Below are 18,634 nucleotides of genomic sequence, written 5' to 3'. Positions count from 1 at the left end.
TGTTCACACGTCCAGACAGCACGTCCGGACAGCACGTCCCGACAGAAGGAGCGACCCACGGTGGCACGCAACGGCACGCGCCCGACCAGCCGTGACGTCGCACAAGCGGCCGGAGTGTCCCAGGCAGCCGTCTCACTCGTCCTCGGCGACAAATGGCGCGGGCGCGTGTCCGAGGCCACCGCGGAACGCGTACGGAAAGCCGCCCGCGACCTGGGATACCGGCCGAACCTCGCCGCCCGCAACCTGCGCCTCGGCCACACCCGCACCGTCCTCCTCGTCGTCCCCGCCCTCACCACCGAGTTCTTCGCCGGCGTCTACACGGGCGCCGCCCGCGTGGCCGCCGACCACGGCTTCGGCGTCGTCCTCTACCCCTCCCCCGAAGGCATCGGCCCGGCCAGGGACCCCTTCGCCTCCGCCCAGGCAGCCCTCGACGGCGTCATCGCCTCCTCCATGGCCGCCGACGCCCTCAGCGCCATCCGCGGCGACCAGCTGCCCCTGGTGATGCTCGACAGCGACCCCGAGGGCAGCCTGGGCGCGGCCACCGTCAACCTCGACATCACCGACGGCGTACGCCAGGTCGCCGAACACCTGCTGCACCTCGGCCACCGGCGCTTCCTGCACCTGGCGGCGGACGTGCCCTCCTGGACCTTCGACGTACGCGCGCGCGAACTCGCCACCCGCATCGCCGCCGTACCCGGCACCTCCCTCCGCACGACCCGCGCACCCATCACCATCGACGACGCCCGCACAGCCGCCGAAACCGCCCTCTCCGCCCCCGGACCCCGGCCCACCGCCCTGGTCTGCGACGACGACAAACTCGCCGCCGGCGCCTACAAGGCAGCCCGACGGCTCGGCCTGCGCGTCCCCGACGACCTCTCGGTCACCGGCCTCGACGACCTCGCCCTCGCCACCGCCCTCGACCCCGAACTCACCACCGTCCGCCTGGACGCGGAGCTGTTCGGCGAGCACGGCATGCGAGCCCTCCTGGCCGTCCTGGACGGCCGCGAACCCGAGGCCGGCGACATCCCCGTCGAACTGGTCGTTCGAGGCTCCACAGCGCCACCCAGCGGCCCCTGAACGCCCTGTGCCCCGGCCGTGTCGACGGCCGGGGCACACAAAGGTGAGAAACGGAGCGAGACGGCCTACTCCTCGTCGGAGCCCTCCGTGCTGCTCTCCGCCTCGGTGGACGCCCCGTCCGCCTCCAGCAGCCGGGACAGCTGACGGCCGACAATGCGCTTGAACTTACGCGCCTGCGGACGCGTACGGTCCAGCACCGCCACCTCGAGACGCTCCGCGGGAATCTCCCGCTGCGTGCCGTTCGACTCACGGGACAGGGCCTTCACAGCCAGCTTCAGCCCCTCAGCGAGGGACATGCCTTCCCGGTGCTCCTGGTCCAGATAGTTGCTGATCAACTCCGCGTTGCCGCCGACCGCGACCGAGCCGTGCTCGTCCACGATCGAACCGTCGTGCGGCAGCCGGTAGATCTGATCACCGTCCGGGGTCTCGCCGACCTCGGCCACCACCAGCTCCACCTCGTACGGCTTCTCACCCGCCGAGGAGAAGATCGTGCCCAGCGTCTGGGCATACACGTTGGCCAGACCACGAGCGGTCACATCGTCACGGTCATAGGTGTAACCACGAAGATCGGCATACCGCACACCGCCGATCCGCAGATTCTCGTACTCGTTGTACTTGCCGGCGGCCGCGAAGCCGATCCGGTCATAGATCTCGCTGAACTTGTGCAGCGCGCGGGACGGGTTCTCGCCGACGAACACGATGCCGTCGGCATACTGCAGCACGACCAGGCTGCGACCACGGGCGATGCCCTTGCGGGCGTACTCCGCCCGGTCGGCCATCGCCTGCTGGGGTGAGACATAGAACGGCGTCGACACCGGCTATCCGTCCCTTTCTGTCGAGGTCAACTGGATCACCTTCACAAGAAACCGGCCGCCGCTACAGCAGCGCGGCCCGCGGGCCGTCGGGCTGCTCGAGGCGCCGCTCCAGGATCGAGCGGGCGATCTCGGAGGACTCGTCCTCGGTGAGCCGACGGAAACCGCCCTCGGTGATCACGGTGACGATCGGGTAGATCCGGCGGGCGACATCGGGACCACCGGTCGCCGAGTCGTCGTCTGCCGCGTCGTAGAGAGCCTGCACCACCAGCGTGGTCGCCTGCCCCTCGGACAGGTCCTCACGGAACAGCTTCTTCATGGCACCGCGCGCGAAGATCGAACCGGAGCCCGTGGCCGCGTAGCCGTGCTCCTCGCTGCGGCCGCCCGTCACGTCGTAGGAAAAGATGCGGCCCTTCTCACGGTCCACGTCATAACCGGCGAAGAGCGGGACCACGGCCAGGCCCTGCATGGCCATGCCGAGGTTGGAACGGATCATGGTCGACAGCCGGTTCGCCTTGCCCTCCAGCGACAGCTGCGCACCCTCGACCTTCTCGAAGTGCTCCAGCTCCAGCTGGAACAGCTTGACCATCTCCACGGCGAGACCGGCGGTGCCGGCGATGCCGACGGCCGAGTACTCGTCGGCGGGGAAAACCTTCTCGATGTCGCGCTGGGCGATCACATTGCCCATGGTGGCCCGGCGGTCACCGGCGAGCACGACCCCGCCCGGGAACGTGACGGCGACGATGGTCGTCCCGTGCGGCGCCTCGATCACACCCTGCGTCGGGGGCAGTTGCCGGTTGCCCGGCAGCATCTCCGGCTGGTGCTCGGACAGGAAGTCCATGAACGACGAGGACCCAGGCGTCAGGAAGGCAGCTGGTAGACGCCCGGTGCTACGAGTGTTGGCTTCCACGCGATTCCTTCCACATAAGCAGCAGCCCGCCTTATGGCATCGGGCCGATCCTTGAACTGCCCCAGTGCGGCGTTGCAGCTGAAGCACAGTACGCCTCGGACCCTACCCGTCTTGTGGCAGTGATCCACATGCTCCGGTACAGCCGCCAAACATATGCAGCAGACGCCCCCTTGAGAGGCAACCAACGCGTCCCGCTCGGCTTCGGTGATGCCGTACTGCCGCTTCAGGTGGTCCTGCCGCCCGCGCTCAGCCCTACACGCCTTGCACCTCGTCGAGAGACCGTCTGATGCCGAGGCGTTGCGATGCCATGCGCTGTGGGGCTTGACCTCGCCACACGTCCGGCAGAGCTTGTGCCCAGCCGGGACGAAGACCTTCTCCCGGACCGACTTCCCCTCGGCTTCCCGACGACGCCGGTAGTGCGCGGCGCTGTACTCCGCCACGCACTTCCGGCAGTCCGCCTGCAGGCCATCACGCCGATTTCTGTCTCGCGCAAACGCGGCAAGAGGCAGGTCCAGCTTGCATTTCCTGCATCGCTTCGCGCTCGACTCGTCAGCCAATCCCATCCCCCGCAACCTTCAATTCGAAGGCCAGGAAACCAGCCAGCCTTTACTGTCCACCCTTTTGCACGAAGGACCTCACGAAATCCTCGGCGTTCTCCTCGAGCACATCATCGATTTCATCCAGGACGGAGTCCACGTCGTCGCTCAGCTTCTCGTGGCGCTCCTTCAGGTCCTCGGAGCCCTGCGCCTCTGTCGCCTGCTCCTCGACCTCCTCCGTGGAGCGCGTCGCCTTCTGCTGGCCGCCGCCGGTGTCCTTGGTCGCCATAACCCTCACCCCGCTCGGTTCGACGTTCTTGATCAGACCCTACAAGCAGGGTCCGACATCGGCCCCGCATTCCCTCAACGTACGGGGACCACCTCGATGATTCCCTTACGCCGACTTTTCCACCCTGCCGGGCGGAGACGGCCCGGGTACCCGGTCAGCCGCCCGACAGCACCCTGACCAGGTCTTCCGCGGTGCGGCAGCGGTCCAGGAGCTCCTTGACGTGATTTCGCGTTCCGCGAAGCGGTTCGAGGGTTGGGACGCGCTGGAGCGAGTCCCGTCCCGGGAGGTCGAAGATCACCGAGTCCCAGGAGGCGGCCGCGACGTCGTCCGCGTACTGCTCGAGGCAGCGTCCGCGGAAGTAGGCGCGGGTGTCCTCCGGCGGCTTCGTACGGGCCTGCTCGACCTCGTCCTCGGTCAGCAGCCGCTTGATGCGTCCGCGGGCCGCCAGCCGGTTGTAGAGGCCCTTCTCGGCCCTTACGTCGGCGTACTGCAGGTCGAGGAGGTGGAGCTTGGCGGCGTCCCAGTCGAGGTCGTCGCGACGCCGGTAGCCCTCCATGAGCTCCCGCTTGGCGACCCAGTCCAGCTCGCCGGCCAGGCTCATCGGGTCGTTCTCCAGGCGGTTGAGGGTGTCCTCCCAGCGGGCCAGGACGTCCTTGGTCTGTTCGTCCGCGTCGGCCCCGAAGCGCTCCTCGACGTACTTGCGGGACAGCTCGTAGTACTCCATCTGGAGCTGGACCGCGGTGAGTGTGCGGCCGCTGCGGAGGGTGACCAGGCGTTGGAGCGTGGGGTCGTGGGAGACCTGATGGAGGGTGCGGACGGGCTGGTCCACAGCCAGGTCGACGGCGATGAAGCCGTCTTCGATCATGGACAGGACCAGTGCGGTCGTGCCCAGCTTCAGGTAGGTGGAGATCTCGGAGAGGTTGGCGTCGCCGATGATCACGTGCAGGCGGCGGTATTTCTCCGCGTCTGCGTGGGGCTCGTCGCGCGTGTTGATGATGGGGCGCTTGAGCGTGGTCTCCAGGCCGACCTCGACCTCGAAGTAGTCGGCGCGCTGGCTGAGCTGGAAGCCGTGTTCGTGGCCGTCCTGGCCGATGCCGACGCGGCCGGCGCCGGTGACGACCTGGCGGGAGACGAAGAAGGGCGTGAGGTGGCGCACGATGTCCGAGAAAGGGGTTTCCCGTTTCATCAGGTAGTTCTCGTGCGTGCCGTAGGAGGCGCCCTTGTTGTCGGTGTTGTTCTTGTAGAGGTGGATCGGCTGTGCGCCGGGGAGCTGGGCCGCGCGTTCGGCGGCCTCGGCCATGATCCGTTCGCCGGCCTTGTCCCAGAGGACGGCGTCGCGGGGGTTGGTGACCTCGGGCGCGCTGTACTCGGGGTGCGCGTGGTCGACGTAGAGTCGTGCGCCGTTGGTGAGGATGACGTTGGCGAGGCCGATGTCCTCGTCGGTGAGCTGGCTGGCGTCGGCGGCCTCGCGTGCGAGGTCGAAGCCCCGTGCGTCGCGCAGCGGGTTCTCCTCCTCGAAGTCCCAGCGAGCCCGGCGGGCCCGGTGCATCGCCGCCGCGTAGGCGTTGACGATCTGGGACGAGGTGAGCATGGCATTGGCGTTCGGGTGGCCGGGGACGGAGATGCCGTACTCCGTCTCGATGCCCATTACTCGCCGTACGGTCATGCGGCCCTCCTTGCCCGGCGGCGCCCTCGGTCGGGGACGCCGCTCAAGTACCGCTGGCGCTCCGGTGCGTGTGCGGTGCCCGTCCCCGCACTGCGCGACTCGGCGGTACCGAAGAGCCTAGAACGGCTTTGCGCTGGTGGGGAGATCATTTGCGTCATTGCCTTGCTCGCCTTTGTTCCGGTTAGTTGCCTGAAAAACAGTCGGCTGCGGGTACCCCGTGGAGGGCACCCGCAGCCGCCCTGTGTTTACAGGTACTGACCGGTGTTCGCCACCGTGTCGATGGAGCGTCCGGTGTCTGCGCCCTGCTTTCCGGTGATGAGGGTACGGATGTAGACGATCCGTTCGCCCTTCTTTCCGGAGATCCTGGCCCAGTCGTCGGGGTTGGTGGTGTTGGGCAGGTCCTCGTTCTCCTTGAACTCGTCCACGCATGCCTGGAGGAGGTGGGAGACGCGGAGGCCCTTCTGGTTGTGGTCGAGGAAGTCCTTGATCGCCATCTTCTTGGCGCGGCCGACGATGTTCTCGATCATGGCGCCGGAGTTGAAGTCCTTGAAGTAGAGGACTTCCTTGTCACCGTTGGCGTAGGTGACCTCCAGGAAGCGGTTTTCCTCGGATTCCGCGTACATGTGCTCGACGGCCGTCTGGATCATGCTTTCGACGGTGGTCGTCTTGCTGCCGCCGTGTTCGCCGAGGTCGTCGGCGTGCAGCGGGAGGCGTTCTGTGAGGTACTTGCCGAAGATGTCCTTGGCGGCTTCGGCGTCGGGGCGTTCGATCTTGATCTTCACGTCGAGGCGGCCGGGGCGCAGGATGGCGGGGTCGATCATGTCCTCGCGGTTGGAGGCGCCGATGACGACCACGTTCTGCAGGCCTTCGACACCGTCGATCTCGGCGAGCAGCTGGGGGACGATGGTGTTCTCCACGTCCGAGCTGACGCCGGAGCCGCGGGTGCGGAAGAGGGATTCCATCTCGTCGAAGAAGACGATGACGGGGGTGCCCTCGCTGGCCTTCTCCCGGGCGCGCTGGAAGACGAGGCGGATTTGCCGCTCGGTCTCGCCGACGTACTTGTTCAGCAGCTCGGGGCCCTTGATGTTGAGGAAGAAGCTCTTGCCCTGGGCCTGGCCGGTGACCTCGGCGACCTTCTTGGCCAGCGAGTTGGCGACGGCCTTGGCGATGAGCGTCTTGCCGCATCCGGGCGGTCCGTACAGCAGCACGCCCTTGGGCGGCCGCAGTTCGTGCTCCTTGAACAGGTCGGGGTAGAGGTACGGCAGCTCGACCGCGTCGCGGATGGCCTCGATCTGGCCGCCGAGGCCGCCGATCTGCTCGTAGCCGATGTCGGGTACTTCTTCGAGGACGAGTTCCTCGACCTCGCTCTTCGGAACGATCTCGTAGACATAGCCGGAACGGGGTTCGAGCAGCAGGGCGTCGCCGGGGCGGATGGTGACGTCCAGCAGCGGCTCGGCGAGCCGTACCACCCGTTCCTCGTCGGTGTGCCCGAGCACCAGGGCGCGCTCGCCGTCCTCGAGGATCTCCTTGAGGGTGACGATGTCCCCGACGCGCTCGAACTCCATGGCTTCGACCACGTTGAGCGCTTCGTTGAGCATTACTTCCTGGCCGCGTCGGAGCTCTTCGAGGTCGACGCTGGGGCTGACGTTCACGCGGAGCTTGCGGCCGCCGGTGAAGATGTCGGCCGTGCCGTCCTCGTTCGCTGCGAGGAAGACACCGAAGCCGGCCGGCGGCTGTGCGAGCCGGTCGACCTCCTCCTTGAGGGCCACGATCTGGTCGCGGGCCTCACGGAGCGTGTTGGCGAGTCGCTCGTTCTGCGCGGACACGCCGGCCAGGTTGGTCTGCAGCTCGACGATCCGCTCTTCGAGAATCCTCGTGTGTCGCGGAGAGTCGGCGAGCTTGCGTCGCAGGACGGCGATCTCCTGCTCAAGGTAGGCAATCTGCCCGGCCGGGTCGTCGGACCCGCGTCCCGGGCGGATGCCGCGGTTCATGTCGTCGTCGTGGGCTGCCACGGTCCTCACCTCCTCCAAGGGGAGCTGGACGCTTCCAGACCCTACCTGGGTGGGTGTCGATTGAAACCCCTAGATCACAAAGACGGTAGGGGTGTGTCCGATCTTCACCCTTGCGCTCTCCCTCACGCCAGGGGAATACCCACCGAACATGATTGGAAAGCTGCCGGAGGTAGGGTCACAGTGTTCAACACCCGTCAGAGCTGGCCGGATTCCCGTCGGCTCGACTTGTAAACGGCAGGAGAGATGAGCGTGCAGCAGGAGGCCGTGGCCGACGGCGAGGAACTGGAGGTCTGGATCGACCAGGACCTGTGTACCGGCGACGGCATCTGTGCGCAGTACGCGCCGGAGGTGTTCGAGCTGGACATCGACGGTCTGGCCTATGTGAAGGGCGCTGGGGACGAGTTGTTGCAGGTGCCCGGGGCCACAACGCCCGTGCCGTTGCCGCTTCTGACGGATGTCGTGGATTCGGCGAAGGAATGTCCGGGTGAGTGCATTCATGTCCGCCGCGTTTCGGACAGGGTCGAGGTCTACGGTCCGGACGCTGAGTGATGTAACGGGCACGAGCCGTTACGACTGTCTGATTTCTCACACACGCGCATAGCGGGTCTCAGACGCTGTGGGTACCGGCGGGTGTCGAGCGCACGAACGCGCCGCTCTTCCACTGCCACTTCACGTGGTCGGTGATGTCGGGGCAGCAGCGGGGCACGTCGTCGGAGGAGTAGCCGAAGACGGTCGCGGTGACGGCTCCGTCGCGTACGGCGAAGTCACTCACCGTGTCGCCGGTCTTGGGGGCGAGGAGGGTGGCGACCACACGGGGCTTGCCGTCGGACGCGCGTGTGATGACGTAGACCCCGTCGGGCGGGGTGCCCATGGGGGCGTCGCAGTGCACGACCGCGACGGTCTCGGGGTTGCCGTCGCCGTCCAGGTCCCCGCTGGCCTTCTTCCGTACGACCGCCTTCACCGGACCGCAGGTGATCGGGAAGGCCAGTCCCGCCGTGCCGGGCGCGGTGGCCGTGTGCGCGGCCTTGGTCCGTGGGCCGGCCGGCTGGGCCGCCGTGGCCGGGTTGGACTGCAGGAGCGAGGAGAGCGCCATCACTCCGGCGACGGCCGCTGCGGTGGCGACCCAGTGGATCGGGCGGGTCTGGGTGTGCGCGAGTTCCGGAACGGCGGATTGCTGCACTAGGAGCGTCTCCTGGGAGGGCTGTGCCGGTGGGAGTGGCCTGCATCGTGCCACACGTCACAGTGGGGTGGAACGCCGGGGTCCGGGGTGACGAACACCGGGGATGCCCGGATCGTACGGTTTGTGGCGGGGTGTCAAGCAAAAGGCGCTGCGGCGGAGTTCCGTACGGTTTACGGGAACTCCGCCGCAGCGCCGACACGTTGACTGCGGTGCGCGGTCGCCTCAGCGGCCGCCGCCTTCGGCGTTGGGTCCGGCGTAGTCCTCGCCGTAGGCGCCCTTGGCGGGCCGGCGGCGGCGCATGGGGGGCTCGACGCCGTCGGCGAGGCGGCGGGCGGTGAGCAGGAAGCCGGTGTGGCCGATCATCCGGTGGTCGGGGCGGACGGCCAGGCCCTCGATGTGCCAGTTGCGGATCATCGTCTCCCAGGCGGTCGGCTCGTTGAAGCAGCCGATCTCGCGGATGGACTCGACGGTCCGGGCGAGCTGGGTGGTGGTGGCGACGTAGCAGCACAGGATGCCGCCGGGGACCAGTGCCTTGGAGACGGCCTCCAGGCACTCCCAGGGGGCGAGCATGTCGAGGATGACGCGGTCGACGTCGGTGTCGGAGAGGTTGTCCTGGAGGTCGCCGACGGTGAGCTGCCAGGCGGGGTGCGGGCCGCCGAAGTAGCGCTCGACGTTCTGCTGGGCGATCTCGGCGAAGTCCTCGCGGCGCTCGTAGCTGTGCAGCATGCCCTGGTCGCCGATGGCGCGCAGCAGGAAGCTGCTGAGCGAGCCGGAGCCGACGCCGGCCTCCACGACGCGGGCGCCGGGGAAGATGTCCGCGAAGGCGAGGATCTGCCCGGCGTCCTTGGGGTAGACGACGGCGGCCCCGCGGGGCATGGACAGGACGTAGTCGGGGAGCAGGGGGCGCAGCGCGAGGTAGGCGACGTTACCGGTGGTGCGGACAACGCTGCCCTCGGGAGCGCCGATCAGTTCGTCGTGCGGGAAGGAACCCTTGTGGGTGTGGAAGTTCTTCCCGTCCTCGAGCGTGAACGTGTAGTGGCGGCCCTTGGGGTCGGTCAGCTGTACCTGGTCCCCGACCTTGAAGGGCCCGCGCCTGCGGGCGGCACCGGTCGGTTCGGACATGTGAACAGCCTACCGGGGTTTGGGGAGGCCGCCGACCACTAGGACGGCCTGGCCATCGCCTTCACGAAGGCGCGCTCCACGTCCGCCGCCGAGAGCACTCCGTAGATCTCGCCGGTCTCCTCCACGACCAGGTACTCGGTGGCGGGGGTCGCGCGCAGGGCGTCGAGCAGGTCCTCGCCCGCCAGTTCCGCCGAAACGCGCATGCCGTCGGTGAGTTCCTGGGCGAGGCCGCTGACCGCGACCCAGGGGCGCCGGTGTTCCGGCACGCCCACGATGGCGGCCTCGCGGACCAGGGAGAGCGGGGCACCGTCGGAGTCGACGACGACCAGGGCGCGGGCGCCGGCGGCGTTGGCGCGGCGCAGGGCCTCGGAGAGGGGGGTGTCGGTCTCGACCGGGACGGCGCGCCGGGTGAGGTTGCGGGCGCGCAGCTCCGGGAGGTGTTCCCGCAGGCGGGCCATACGGAGGCTGTTGCCGGCGCCGGTCCAGATGATCGCGGCGAGGATCGCGGCGAGCAGGGCGTCGGTGACGGTGTCCATGCCGACGCTGTCCTCGGCGGTGGAGCCGAGCGCGCCGGACTGGGTGAGCAGCGGGAGGCCGATCAGTACGGAGACGGCGAGCGCGCGGCCGACCCAGGCGGCGGCGATGGTGCCGCTCATGGGTTTGCCGGTGATCTTCCAGACGACGGCGCGGAGCATACGGCCGCCGTCCAGGGGGAGGCCGGGCAGGAGGTTGAAGACGGCCACGATGAGGTTGGAGATCATCAGGCCGGCCAGCAGGACGCCGGGGACGGTGCCGGGCTCGACGGGTTGCAGGGCGACGTAGAAGATCCCGGCGAGGACCAGGGAGAGCAGGGGCCCCACGAAGGCCAGCACGAACTCCCTGCCGGGGGTCTCCGCCTCCTTCTCGATCTCGGAGACGCCGCCGAAGAACTGGAGCTGGATGCGGCGGACGGGGAGCTTGAAGCGGAGCGCGGCGACCGTGTGGGCGAGCTCGTGGACGAGGACGGAGGCGTAGAAGGCGACGGCGAAGAAGAGGGAGACGAGGTAGCGGGCGGCGCCGAGTTCGGGCAGCACCCGGTCGAGCTGTCCACCGAACACCCAGGTGATCAGCGCGGCCACGAGGAACCAGCTGGGGGCGACGTAGACGGGCACACCGAACGGACGGCCCATGAGGAGCCCGCCCCGGGGGGACTCGGGCCGCTGGGGCGGAGGGTTCTTGACACCGCCGTGGGCGACGGCGCGGTCGGGGTGGGTGTCCGGGCCGTGGCCGGGTCGCGTGCCGAGACCGTGGTCTGTGTGGTCGGTCCGCGCGGCCGGCCGCTCCGGGTGCGCGTCGTGAGCGGCGTGGGGGCCGTGCTCGGGGTTGTCGGTGCGGTGATCGGGTGCGTGGTCCTGGTCGCCGGGCGCCTCGGGGTCGCGCTGGTCGCCGGTGCCGTGGACGCCGTCGCCGTCCCGCGCGTGAGGCTTCGCGGCGGCGTCGTCCCCCGCCGGGGACTTCGCGTCGCCGGCCTCGGGCTCGCTCTCCGAGGACCCGCTGCCCTCTTCCGCGGTAAGCGCACGCGGATCCTCACCGCCGTCGCTGCCGTCGCTGCCGTCGGCGGCGTGGCTCTCCGCGTGGGTCCCGTCCTGTTCCTCGGTCGGCGGTGTCTCCGTGCTGTTGCCCATCCGCGGGTCCCCCTCGGCCGGTTTCCTCGTCGTGGTGGACCGGGGCGGGTCCGTGGGGGGGCGGTCGGTCGGGGTGGATGAGGGGGTGGCCGGGGCCGGAGGCCCTGCGTGGTGCTCGGCCGGCTCGTCGGTGCCGGGCCGCGGCCCGCTCCCGCCGCTCTGGTCCACGATGTCCCCTCGTTAGAAGCGTCTTCCGCGCCTGCGCGGCGGAAGGGTCTCGGGTCGATGGTATGCGGCCGTCGCGGCACGTTCCGCCCCGGCACCCCCCGTGTTTCCCCGCCGGTCGCCGCTGTCCCGGCGGCGGCTGGGTCACTGTCAGTGGCGGGCCGTATGGTCTGGGGTCATGGAGACGAGTACGGAGGGCGCGGCGGAGGCCAGGGGCGAAGCCGCCGCACAACCGGATCCGCAGGTGGCGGCCGGGGAGACGGCGTCCGTCGCGCCGGAGGCCGAGGCGCAAGCCGTCGCGCCGGAAGCCGAGGCGGGGGCGGAGACGCTGCTGGAGCCGACCGCTTCCTCGGGCGTCGGCGCGACAGCGGCACCAGCCCAGGAGGCCGAAGCGACGAGAACGGATGCGACAGCCGCAAGCGAACCGGAAGCGACGGCGATAGACCCGGATGAGGCGGCGGTGACCGGTGCCCCCGTCGCCGTACCCCCCGCCGGCCTCTCCCCGTCCCGTGCCAGTGACTTCATGCAGTGCCCCCTGCTCTACCGGTTCCGGGTGATCGACCGGCTGCCCGAGAAGCCGAGTGAGGCGGCGACGCGCGGAACGCTCGTGCACGCGGTGCTGGAGCGGCTGTTCGACGCGCCCGCCGGGGATCGGACCGCGCCTCGGGCCAAGGCGCTGATCCCCGGCCAGTGGGACCGGCTGAGGGAGAACCGGCCCGAGGTGGTGGAGCTGTTCGAGGACGATCCCGGCGGGGAGCGCCTCGCTCGCTGGCTGGGCGAGGCCGAGCAGCTGGTGGAGCGCTGGTTCACGCTGGAGGACCCGACCCGGCTGGAGCCCGCCGAGCGGGAGTTGTTCGTCGAGGCGGAGCTGGACTCGGGGCTGCGGCTGCGCGGGATCATCGACCGCGTGGACGTGGCCCCCACCGGCGAGGTGCGGATCGTCGACTACAAGACGGGCAAGGCACCCCGCCCCGAGTACGCCGAAGGCGCCCTGTTCCAGATGAAGTTCTACGCCCTGGTGGTGTGGCGCCTGAAGCGCGTCGTCCCGCGTCGGCTGCAACTCGTGTACCTGGGCAGCGGCGACGTCCTGACGTACGACCCCGTCCTCGCCGACCTGGAGCGCGTCGAGCGCAAGCTGCTCGCGCTGTGGGAGGCGATCCGGCAGGCGACGGAGTCCGGCGACTGGCGGCCGCGTCCCACCAAGCTGTGCGGCTGGTGCGACCACCAGACCCACTGTCCGGAGTTCGGCGGCACTCCCCCGCCGTATCCGCTGCCGGTGAGGGCGGTCGGGCCCGTCGACATCGCGCAGGGCAGAATGGGGCCGGACTAGCGAAGGAGAGTTACGTGGCCATCCGCGTCCTACTGGTCGACGACCAGCCGCTGCTGCGTACCGGCTTCCGGATGATCCTGGAGGCGGAGCAGGACCTCGCGGTCGTCGGCGAGGCCGGAGACGGCCTCCAGGCCCTGGACCAGGTGCGGGCACTGCAGCCCGACGTGGTCCTGATGGACATCCGGATGCCCCGGATGGACGGAGTGGAGGCGACCCGGCAGATCACCGGCCCCGGGCGGGACGGCCCGGCGAAGGTACTGGTGCTGACCACCTTCGATCTCGACGAGTACGTGGTGGAGGCCCTGCGCGCGGGGGCCAGCGGCTTCCTGCTGAAGGACGCGCCGGCCAACGAGCTCGTCCAGGCGATCCGGGTGGTGGCCGCGGGCGAGGCCATGCTGGCGCCGAGCATCACCCGGCGGCTGCTCGACAAGTACGCGACGCACCTGCCCTCCGGCGACGAGCCCGTTCCGGACACGCTGCACACGCTCACCGAGCGCGAGGTGGAGGTGCTGAAGCTGGTGGCGCGCGGGCTGTCCAACGCGGAGATCGCGGCGGACCTGTTCGTCAGCGAGACGACCGTGAAGACGCACGTCGGCCACGTCCTGACGAAGCTGGGGCTGCGCGACCGGGTGCAGGCCGCGGTGTACGCGTACGAGAGCGGGCTGGTGCGCCCCGGCGCGCAGTAGAAGCGCGCAGTAGAAGGCCGTACGACGAAGGGGGCCGCTCGCCGTCGCGAGGGGCCCCCTTCGTGTGTCCGGCTGTCAGCCCTTGCTGAGTTCCCAGAAGCGGAACACCGTGGACGCGTCGAGGCAGTACTCCAGGCCGTAGACGTTCTCCCGGGTGACGGCGTACTGCTTGGCCTGCCAGACCGGGAGGACCGGGAGCTGGTCGGCGACGATGTCCTGCAGCTTGCCGTAGTCGGCGTCGGTCGCGGCGCGGTCGCTCTCGGCGGCGGTGCGTGGGATGAGGGTGCTGGTGATGGTGGTGTTGCTGTAGTTGTTGCCCAGCACGTTGCCCTTGCCGAAGAAGGGCGCGGTGAAGTTGTCGGCGTCGGGGTAGTCGGGGACCCAGCCCTTCACGTACACGCCGTACTTGCCGGCCGCGATGTCCTTCTCGTACTGGTCGAAGGCGACGGATTTCACGGTGGCGGCGAACAGCCCGCTGGCGTTGAGCTGCCGGGCTATCTCCTTGAGCTCCTGGTCGGTGGCCGGGCCGTAGCGCGACGGGGTGGACCAGAGGGTCAGTTCGACCTTGCCGCTGATGTTGTCGGCCGCGAGCGCGGCGGCGGCCTTGGCGCGTGAGGGGCTGGCGCCGTAGGTGTCGAAGAAGGCCGTGTTGTGGCCCGCGATGCCCGCCGGGATGATCGAGTACAGCGGGGTGGCGGTGCCCTGGTAGACGTCCTTCATGAGGGCGTCGCGGTCGAGCAGGTAGGCGATGGCCTTGCGGACGCCGAGCTTCCCGGCGACCGGGTCGTTCATGTTGAAGACCAGGTGCTGGACCTCGGCGCTGCTGCCCTCGACGACCTCGGTCTTGGAGCCGTTGCCGGCGTTCTGGAGGTCGGCGATGTCGTTCGCGGTCAGCCCCCGGTAGGCGATGTCGATCCCGTCGTCCTGGAGGGCCTTCTTCAGGGCGGACTGGTCGCCGTGGAAGAACTTCAGGGTCACTCCGGAGTTCTTGGCCTTCGCGGTGCCCTTGTAGTTCTCGTTGACCGAGAAGACGGCCTTGTCGTCGCCGAAGGAGTCCAGCTTGTAGGGGCCGGAGCCGACCGCCTTGTCGTCCTTGCGCAGCTTGTCGCCGTCGTACTGCCGGTGGTCGACGATGGAGCCCGCGCCGGATGCGATCTTGCTCGGGAAGGTGGCGTCGGGGACCTTCAGCCGGAAGACGACGGTCCTGGCGTCCGGTGCCTCGACCTTGTCCAGCATGGGGAACATGATCGCGGGACCGGCCGCGTCGTTGATCTTCAGCGTGCGGTCGAAGGAGAACTTGACGTCCTGCGAGGTGAGTTCGTCACCGTTGCTGAACTTCAGGCCGTCCCTGAGCGTGCACTGGTAGACCTTGGTCGACGTGTCGGTGAACGAGCAGGACTTGGCGGCCTCCGGCTCGGGTTCGGTGCCGCCGTTGGGGAAGCTGAGCAGCGACTGGAAGACGTTGTTGAACAGCAGCCAGGAGCCGGGATCGTAGCCGGAGGCGGGGTCGGTGGCGAGGACGTCGTCGGACATCCCCATCACCACCGAGGAGCCGGTTCCCCCGGAGCCACCGTCCTCGGTGCCGCAGCCGGTCAAAAGGCCGGAGGCCAGCCCCGCCACTATGGGCAGGACCGGCCACTGGTTACGCATCTTCACAGCGGGTGCCTTGTCGTCGGTTGTCGGAAGCCCGGGGCCGCCGTCCCCGAGCCCCGGGCACAGGAGGTCAGTTGCTGGTGCCCCGGCCGAGCTCCCAGAGCTGAAGGGTGGAGGAGGAGTTGAGCGCGTAGGCGGTTCCCGTGACGTCGTCGCGGGCGGCGACGTACTGCTTGCCCTGCCACAGCGGAAGGATCGGAACGTCGTCGGCGACGATGTCCTGGATCGTCGCGAGGTCATCGCCGGCGGCGATGCGGTCGGCCTCGCGGCGGGAGTCCGGGATCAGGGTGTTGATGATCCTGCTGTTCTTGTACGGCAGCTTCAGGAAGTTGTCCGTGTCGAGGAACGGCGCCAGGTAGTTGTCGGGGTCCGGGAAGTCCGGGAACCAGCCCATGCCCCAGACGTCGTACTTGCCCTTGCGCTCGGCCGGAACGAAGTCGTCCCACTTGGCGCCCTGGATGCTGACGTCGAACAGACCGCTGTCGTTGAGCTGCTTCTGCAGGATCTGGAATTCCTTCGCGGTGGCCGAGCCGTAGTGGTCGGTCGTGTAGTGCAGCGTCAGCTTGACCGGTGTGTTGATGCCGGCCTTGATCAGCAGGGACTTGGCCTTGGGGACGCTCGGCTCGCCGTACTTGTTGAAGAACGAGTTGGAGTGGCCGGTGACGCCGGCCGCGACCAGCGAGTACAGGGGGTCGGCCTGGGTGCCGTAGACCTTGGAGACCAGCTCGCCGCGGTTGATCAGCTGGGCCATCGCCTGGCGGACGGCCTTGTCCTTCACCGAGGGCGCGTTCGTGTTGAAGGCGAGGTAGCGGATCTCCAGGCCGGACATCTCGACCAGGTCCTCGCTGCTGTTGGTGCCGGCCGACAGCTTCTGGATCAGGTCGGGGGACATCGTGCGGGTCATGACGTCGATGTCACCCTTGTCCAGGGCGGTGCCCATGGCGGAGGCGTCGTCGTAGGAGACCATCTCGACCTTGGAGTTGTTCACCTTGAGCGTCCCCTTGTAGTTGGGGTTCTTGGTGAACGTGGCCTTGACGATCGCGTTGTCCTTGACGTCGGCCGACAGGGTGTACGGGCCGGAGCCGTCGACGTCGAAGCCGTCGCGCAGCTTGTTCTTCTCGTAGTCGTCCGGGTTGACGATGCCGGCGACCGGGGTCGACAGCTTGTACGGGAAGGTGGCGTCGGCGGTCCTGAGGTGGAAGATGACCTCGTTGTCGCCCTGCGTCTCGACGGTCTGGACGGTGTTCAGCAGGGCGGAGACGCCGGAGTCGGCCTTGATGGCGCGGGCGCGGTCGATGGAGTACTTCACGTCGGCCGCGGTGATCTTGTCGCCGTTGGCGAACTTGAGGCCGTCGCGCAGGGTGCACGCGTAGCGCTCGTTGCCGCTGTCGGTGAAGCCGCACTTCTGGGCCGCCTCGGGCACCGGGTCACCCTCGCCCTTGGGCTGGATCATCAGCGTCTGCACGGTCTGGCGCAGGATGTTCCAGGTGCCGACGTCGTACGCGTACGCCGGATCCAGCGGCGCAGGCGCGGCCTTGGTCACGGTGAACCGGTCCGTGGTGCCGACGACGATGGCGTCACCGCCGCCACTGCCGCTGCCGGACCCTCCGCAGGCGGCGAGCACGGGCGCCAGCAGGCCGACGACGGCAGGCAGCACCATTGTCTTGCGGTTCATGCTCGTGATTCTCCAGAGCTGTTCAGGTCCGTGTACCCGGCATGCAGGGGTGTCGCGGCGGAACACGGGGGGTAGGGGCGAGGTTCTCGCGACGAGATTAGTCCGCACCTGGACGGGGACCCGCAGTCACCGGAGTTGAGACGCCATCACGCAGTGAAACCGGGCGTGGACAGACCGAAAACCCTTCGGGGGAAGGATTAGTGCAGCCTTCCATCAATCGGGACACAAAGGCACGCCTGATCATGGAGAACAGGGGCAACCTGCACAACCGACCGTGACTGTCGACCCCCGTGCAAGTGGGGAACCTCACATACCCAACGGGCGGCAACAGTACTGGAATTCGGTCATCCGTCGGAAGGCGAATTCCTTTTCCGTCATGAGTCGGTGATCAGACCCCGGAGAAATGCCAAGTCGACCTCTTCCAGGGAGCCCACGACGGTTCTGCGGACGGCGGGGGCGATCGGTGCCACGGAGGGCACCACCACGACATGGCAGCCGGCGGCCTCGGCCGCCGCGACGCCGGTCGCGGTGTCCTCGACGACCGCGCATCTGGCCGGATCCACGCCGAGCCCGGCCGCTGCGGTCAGGTACGGGTCGGGGTGCGGCTTGGTCCGCGGCACCTCGTCGCCGGCCACCGACAGCGCGAAGTGCTGCGGCCCGAGCGAGGTGAGCACCCGGTCGATGATGCGCCGGTGGGAGGCGGAGACCAGGGCGGTAGGGATCTCGTACTCGGAGAGTTCGGCGAGGAGTCTCGCGGCGCCCGGCATCAGCGGCAGGACGCGGTCGATGCGGTCCTCGAAGCCCTGGTTGAGCAGGACTGTGAGCTCGGCGAGCTCGATGTCCGCACCGGTGGCCTCGATCAGGAACCCCGCGCTGCGGGTCATGGGACCGCCGACCACGACATGGCGCCAGGAGTCGTCGAGGGCGTGGCCGAGGCGCGCGAAGATCTCCACCTCCACGTCCCACCAGAAACCCTCGGTGTCCACCAGGGTGCCGTCCATGTCGAGGAGCACGGCCTGCAGGGCTGAGCCTTCGGCCGTACGGGTTCCGAGCGCGGGGACCGTACTGGTCATCCGGGCGCACCTCCTTGAGGGACGATCAGGCCGGTTCCCGCGCGGGGAACCGGCCTGCAGTGGACCGACCAGTGTACGTCTCTCGCGGCGGAAGCGCCTCGTTTAACCGTCGTGGCCCGGGGCACACCGTCACTACCGCCGGGGGCCGTCCTGAGGTGCGCCGATGCGCCCTCAGGCGGCCCCTTTCGGGGTGCTTTTCCCGCGTGGCCCCTCAGCGGGCGTTGAAGTACTTCGCCTCGGGGTGGTGGATCACGATGGCGTCCGTGGACTGCTCCGGGTGCAGCTGGAACTCCTCGGACAGGCGGACGCCGATGCGTTCCGGTTCGAGCAGGTCGGCGATCTTGGCGCGGTCCTCCAGGTTCGGGCACGCTCCGTAGCCGAGCGAGAACCGGGCGCCACGGTACTTCAGGGCGAACATGTCCTCGATGTCGCTCGGGTCCTCACCGGAGAAGCCCAGCTCCGAACGCACCCGCGCGTGCCAGTACTCCGCGAGCGCCTCGGCCAACTGCACGGACAGACCGTGCAGTTCCAGGTAGTCGCGGTAGGAGTTGGCCTCGAAGAGCTTCGCGGTCTCCTCGCCGATCCTGGACCCGACGGTGACGACCTGCAGGCCTACGACATCGGTCTCGCCGGACTCCTGCGGACGGAAGAAGTCCGCGAGACAGAGGCGGCGGCCACGGCGCTGGCGCGGGAAGGTGAAGCGGGTGCGCTCGTTGCCGTGCTCGTCCAGGATGATCAGGTCGTCGTCCTTGGAGACGCAGGGGAAGTAGCCGTAGACCACGGC

17 protein-coding genes are annotated in these 18,634 nt (G+C 68.8%); 4 read left to right on the top strand and 13 right to left on the bottom strand.

From position 1 onward, the window contains the following. The first annotated feature begins 60 nt into the window (after positions 1 to 60). Positions 61 to 1,077 carry a LacI family DNA-binding transcriptional regulator gene (locus ABZ453_RS41490; protein WP_359023687.1) on the top strand — a complete coding sequence of 339 codons (1,017 nt, stop codon included), beginning with the start codon at positions 61 to 63 and terminating at the stop codon, positions 1,075 to 1,077. Between the two features lie 65 nt (positions 1,078 to 1,142). On the opposite strand, the gene prcA is transcribed toward ABZ453_RS41490, so the two are convergent. The 6 genes from prcA to arc all read right to left on the bottom strand — a co-directional run bounded on the left by prcA (position 1,143) and on the right by arc (position 7,302). After that, complete coding sequence (gene prcA / locus ABZ453_RS41485; protein ID WP_208781309.1) at positions 1,143 to 1,892, bottom strand: proteasome subunit alpha; 750 nt, start codon at positions 1,890 to 1,892, stop codon at positions 1,143 to 1,145. A gap of 61 nt (positions 1,893 to 1,953) precedes the next feature. Then, positions 1,954 to 2,799 (bottom strand): proteasome subunit beta, encoded by an 846-nt coding sequence (prcB, locus tag ABZ453_RS41480; protein ID WP_359023685.1) that lies wholly within the window; start codon positions 2,797 to 2,799, stop codon positions 1,954 to 1,956. Continuing rightward, on the bottom strand, positions 2,751 to 3,362 hold the full coding sequence (locus tag ABZ453_RS41475) for an endonuclease VII domain-containing protein (protein WP_359023683.1): 612 nt from the start codon (positions 3,360 to 3,362) through the stop codon (positions 2,751 to 2,753). Before ABZ453_RS41475 ends, prcB begins: the two co-directional genes overlap by 49 nt. 43 nt (positions 3,363 to 3,405) lie before the next feature. Continuing rightward, complete coding sequence (locus ABZ453_RS41470; protein WP_133045026.1) at positions 3,406 to 3,624, bottom strand: ubiquitin-like protein Pup; 219 nt, start codon at positions 3,622 to 3,624, stop codon at positions 3,406 to 3,408. A gap of 154 nt (positions 3,625 to 3,778) precedes the next feature. Continuing rightward, on the bottom strand, positions 3,779 to 5,290 hold the full coding sequence (gene dop / locus ABZ453_RS41465; protein WP_359023682.1) for a depupylase/deamidase Dop: 1,512 nt from the start codon (positions 5,288 to 5,290) through the stop codon (positions 3,779 to 3,781). Between the two features lie 245 nt (positions 5,291 to 5,535). Then, on the bottom strand, positions 5,536 to 7,302 hold the full coding sequence (gene arc, locus ABZ453_RS41460; protein ID WP_133045027.1) for a proteasome ATPase: 1,767 nt from the start codon (positions 7,300 to 7,302) through the stop codon (positions 5,536 to 5,538). A 243-nt stretch (positions 7,303 to 7,545) separates the two neighbouring features. Here arc and ABZ453_RS41455 point away from each other — a divergent pair, with 243 nt between their 5' ends. Continuing rightward, positions 7,546 to 7,851: a ferredoxin gene (locus ABZ453_RS41455; RefSeq protein ID WP_359023680.1), complete on the top strand. Its 306-nt coding sequence runs from the start codon at positions 7,546 to 7,548 to the stop codon at positions 7,849 to 7,851. Between the two features lie 58 nt (positions 7,852 to 7,909). On the opposite strand, the gene ABZ453_RS41450 is transcribed toward ABZ453_RS41455, so the two are convergent. From ABZ453_RS41450 to ABZ453_RS41440, 3 genes are all read right to left on the bottom strand, one after another. Further along, on the bottom strand, positions 7,910 to 8,482 hold the full coding sequence (locus ABZ453_RS41450; RefSeq protein WP_359023678.1) for a hypothetical protein: 573 nt from the start codon (positions 8,480 to 8,482) through the stop codon (positions 7,910 to 7,912). A gap of 222 nt (positions 8,483 to 8,704) precedes the next feature. Continuing rightward, a complete protein-coding gene (locus tag ABZ453_RS41445) occupies positions 8,705 to 9,604 on the bottom strand; it encodes a tRNA (adenine-N1)-methyltransferase (RefSeq protein WP_208781314.1) in 900 nt (299 codons plus the stop codon). Positions 9,605 to 9,642: 38 nt separating this feature from the next. Beyond that, a complete protein-coding gene (locus tag ABZ453_RS41440; RefSeq protein ID WP_359023676.1) occupies positions 9,643 to 11,436 on the bottom strand; it encodes a site-2 protease family protein in 1,794 nt (597 codons plus the stop codon). A 175-nt stretch (positions 11,437 to 11,611) separates the two neighbouring features. On the opposite strand from ABZ453_RS41440, the gene ABZ453_RS41435 reads away from it, so the two are divergent. Both ABZ453_RS41435 and ABZ453_RS41430 read left to right on the top strand, forming a co-directional pair. Next, positions 11,612 to 12,763, top strand: a complete 1,152-nt coding sequence (locus ABZ453_RS41435; protein WP_359023674.1) for a PD-(D/E)XK nuclease family protein — start codon at positions 11,612 to 11,614, stop codon at positions 12,761 to 12,763. 14 nt (positions 12,764 to 12,777) lie between these two features. Continuing rightward, a complete protein-coding gene (locus tag ABZ453_RS41430; RefSeq protein ID WP_058926326.1) occupies positions 12,778 to 13,449 on the top strand; it encodes a response regulator transcription factor in 672 nt (223 codons plus the stop codon). Between the two features lie 75 nt (positions 13,450 to 13,524). On the opposite strand, the gene ABZ453_RS41425 is transcribed toward ABZ453_RS41430, so the two are convergent. The 4 genes from ABZ453_RS41425 to ABZ453_RS41410 form a co-directional block, all read right to left on the bottom strand. Further along, positions 13,525 to 15,105, bottom strand: a complete 1,581-nt coding sequence (locus tag ABZ453_RS41425) for an ABC transporter substrate-binding protein (RefSeq protein WP_359023672.1) — start codon at positions 15,103 to 15,105, stop codon at positions 13,525 to 13,527. A gap of 67 nt (positions 15,106 to 15,172) precedes the next feature. Beyond that, complete coding sequence (locus ABZ453_RS41420; RefSeq protein WP_359023670.1) at positions 15,173 to 16,777, bottom strand: ABC transporter substrate-binding protein; 1,605 nt, start codon at positions 16,775 to 16,777, stop codon at positions 15,173 to 15,175. Between the two features lie 374 nt (positions 16,778 to 17,151). Continuing rightward, positions 17,152 to 17,850: an HAD family phosphatase gene (locus tag ABZ453_RS41415; protein ID WP_359023668.1), complete on the bottom strand. Its 699-nt coding sequence runs from the start codon at positions 17,848 to 17,850 to the stop codon at positions 17,152 to 17,154. A 211-nt stretch (positions 17,851 to 18,061) separates the two neighbouring features. After that, positions 18,062 to 18,634 (bottom strand): vitamin B12 dependent-methionine synthase activation domain-containing protein (locus ABZ453_RS41410; RefSeq protein ID WP_359023666.1); only part of this gene is annotated, 573 nt, incomplete at its 5' end.

It is taken from the genome of Streptomyces sp. NPDC005799, assembly GCF_040630525.1.
In the GTDB taxonomy this organism is placed as follows: domain Bacteria; phylum Actinomycetota; class Actinomycetes; order Streptomycetales; family Streptomycetaceae; genus Streptomyces; species Streptomyces griseorubiginosus_B.
Note: the sequence above shows the minus strand (reverse complement) of the source record. Positions and strands in the feature narration are given on the sequence as shown.

Bases quoted from the DNA above. Each gene is read 5' to 3' on its own strand.
- ABZ453_RS41445 (WP_208781314.1), bottom strand. From the start codon at position 9,604: ATGTCCGAACCGACCGGTGCCGCCCGCAGGCGCGGGCCCTTCAAGGTC.
- ABZ453_RS41415 (WP_359023668.1), bottom strand. From the start codon at position 17,850: ATGACCAGTACGGTCCCCGCGCTCGGAACCCGTACGGCCGAAGGCTCA.
- ABZ453_RS41470 (WP_133045026.1), bottom strand. From the start codon at position 3,624: ATGGCGACCAAGGACACCGGCGGCGGCCAGCAGAAGGCGACGCGCTCC.
- dop (WP_359023682.1), bottom strand. From the start codon at position 5,290: ATGACCGTACGGCGAGTAATGGGCATCGAGACGGAGTACGGCATCTCC.
- ABZ453_RS41435 (WP_359023674.1), top strand. From the start codon at position 11,612: ATGGAGACGAGTACGGAGGGCGCGGCGGAGGCCAGGGGCGAAGCCGCC.
- ABZ453_RS41475 (WP_359023683.1), bottom strand. From the start codon at position 3,362: ATGGGATTGGCTGACGAGTCGAGCGCGAAGCGATGCAGGAAATGCAAG.
- ABZ453_RS41455 (WP_359023680.1), top strand. From the start codon at position 7,546: ATGAGCGTGCAGCAGGAGGCCGTGGCCGACGGCGAGGAACTGGAGGTC.
- ABZ453_RS41420 (WP_359023670.1), bottom strand. From the start codon at position 16,777: ATGAACCGCAAGACAATGGTGCTGCCTGCCGTCGTCGGCCTGCTGGCG.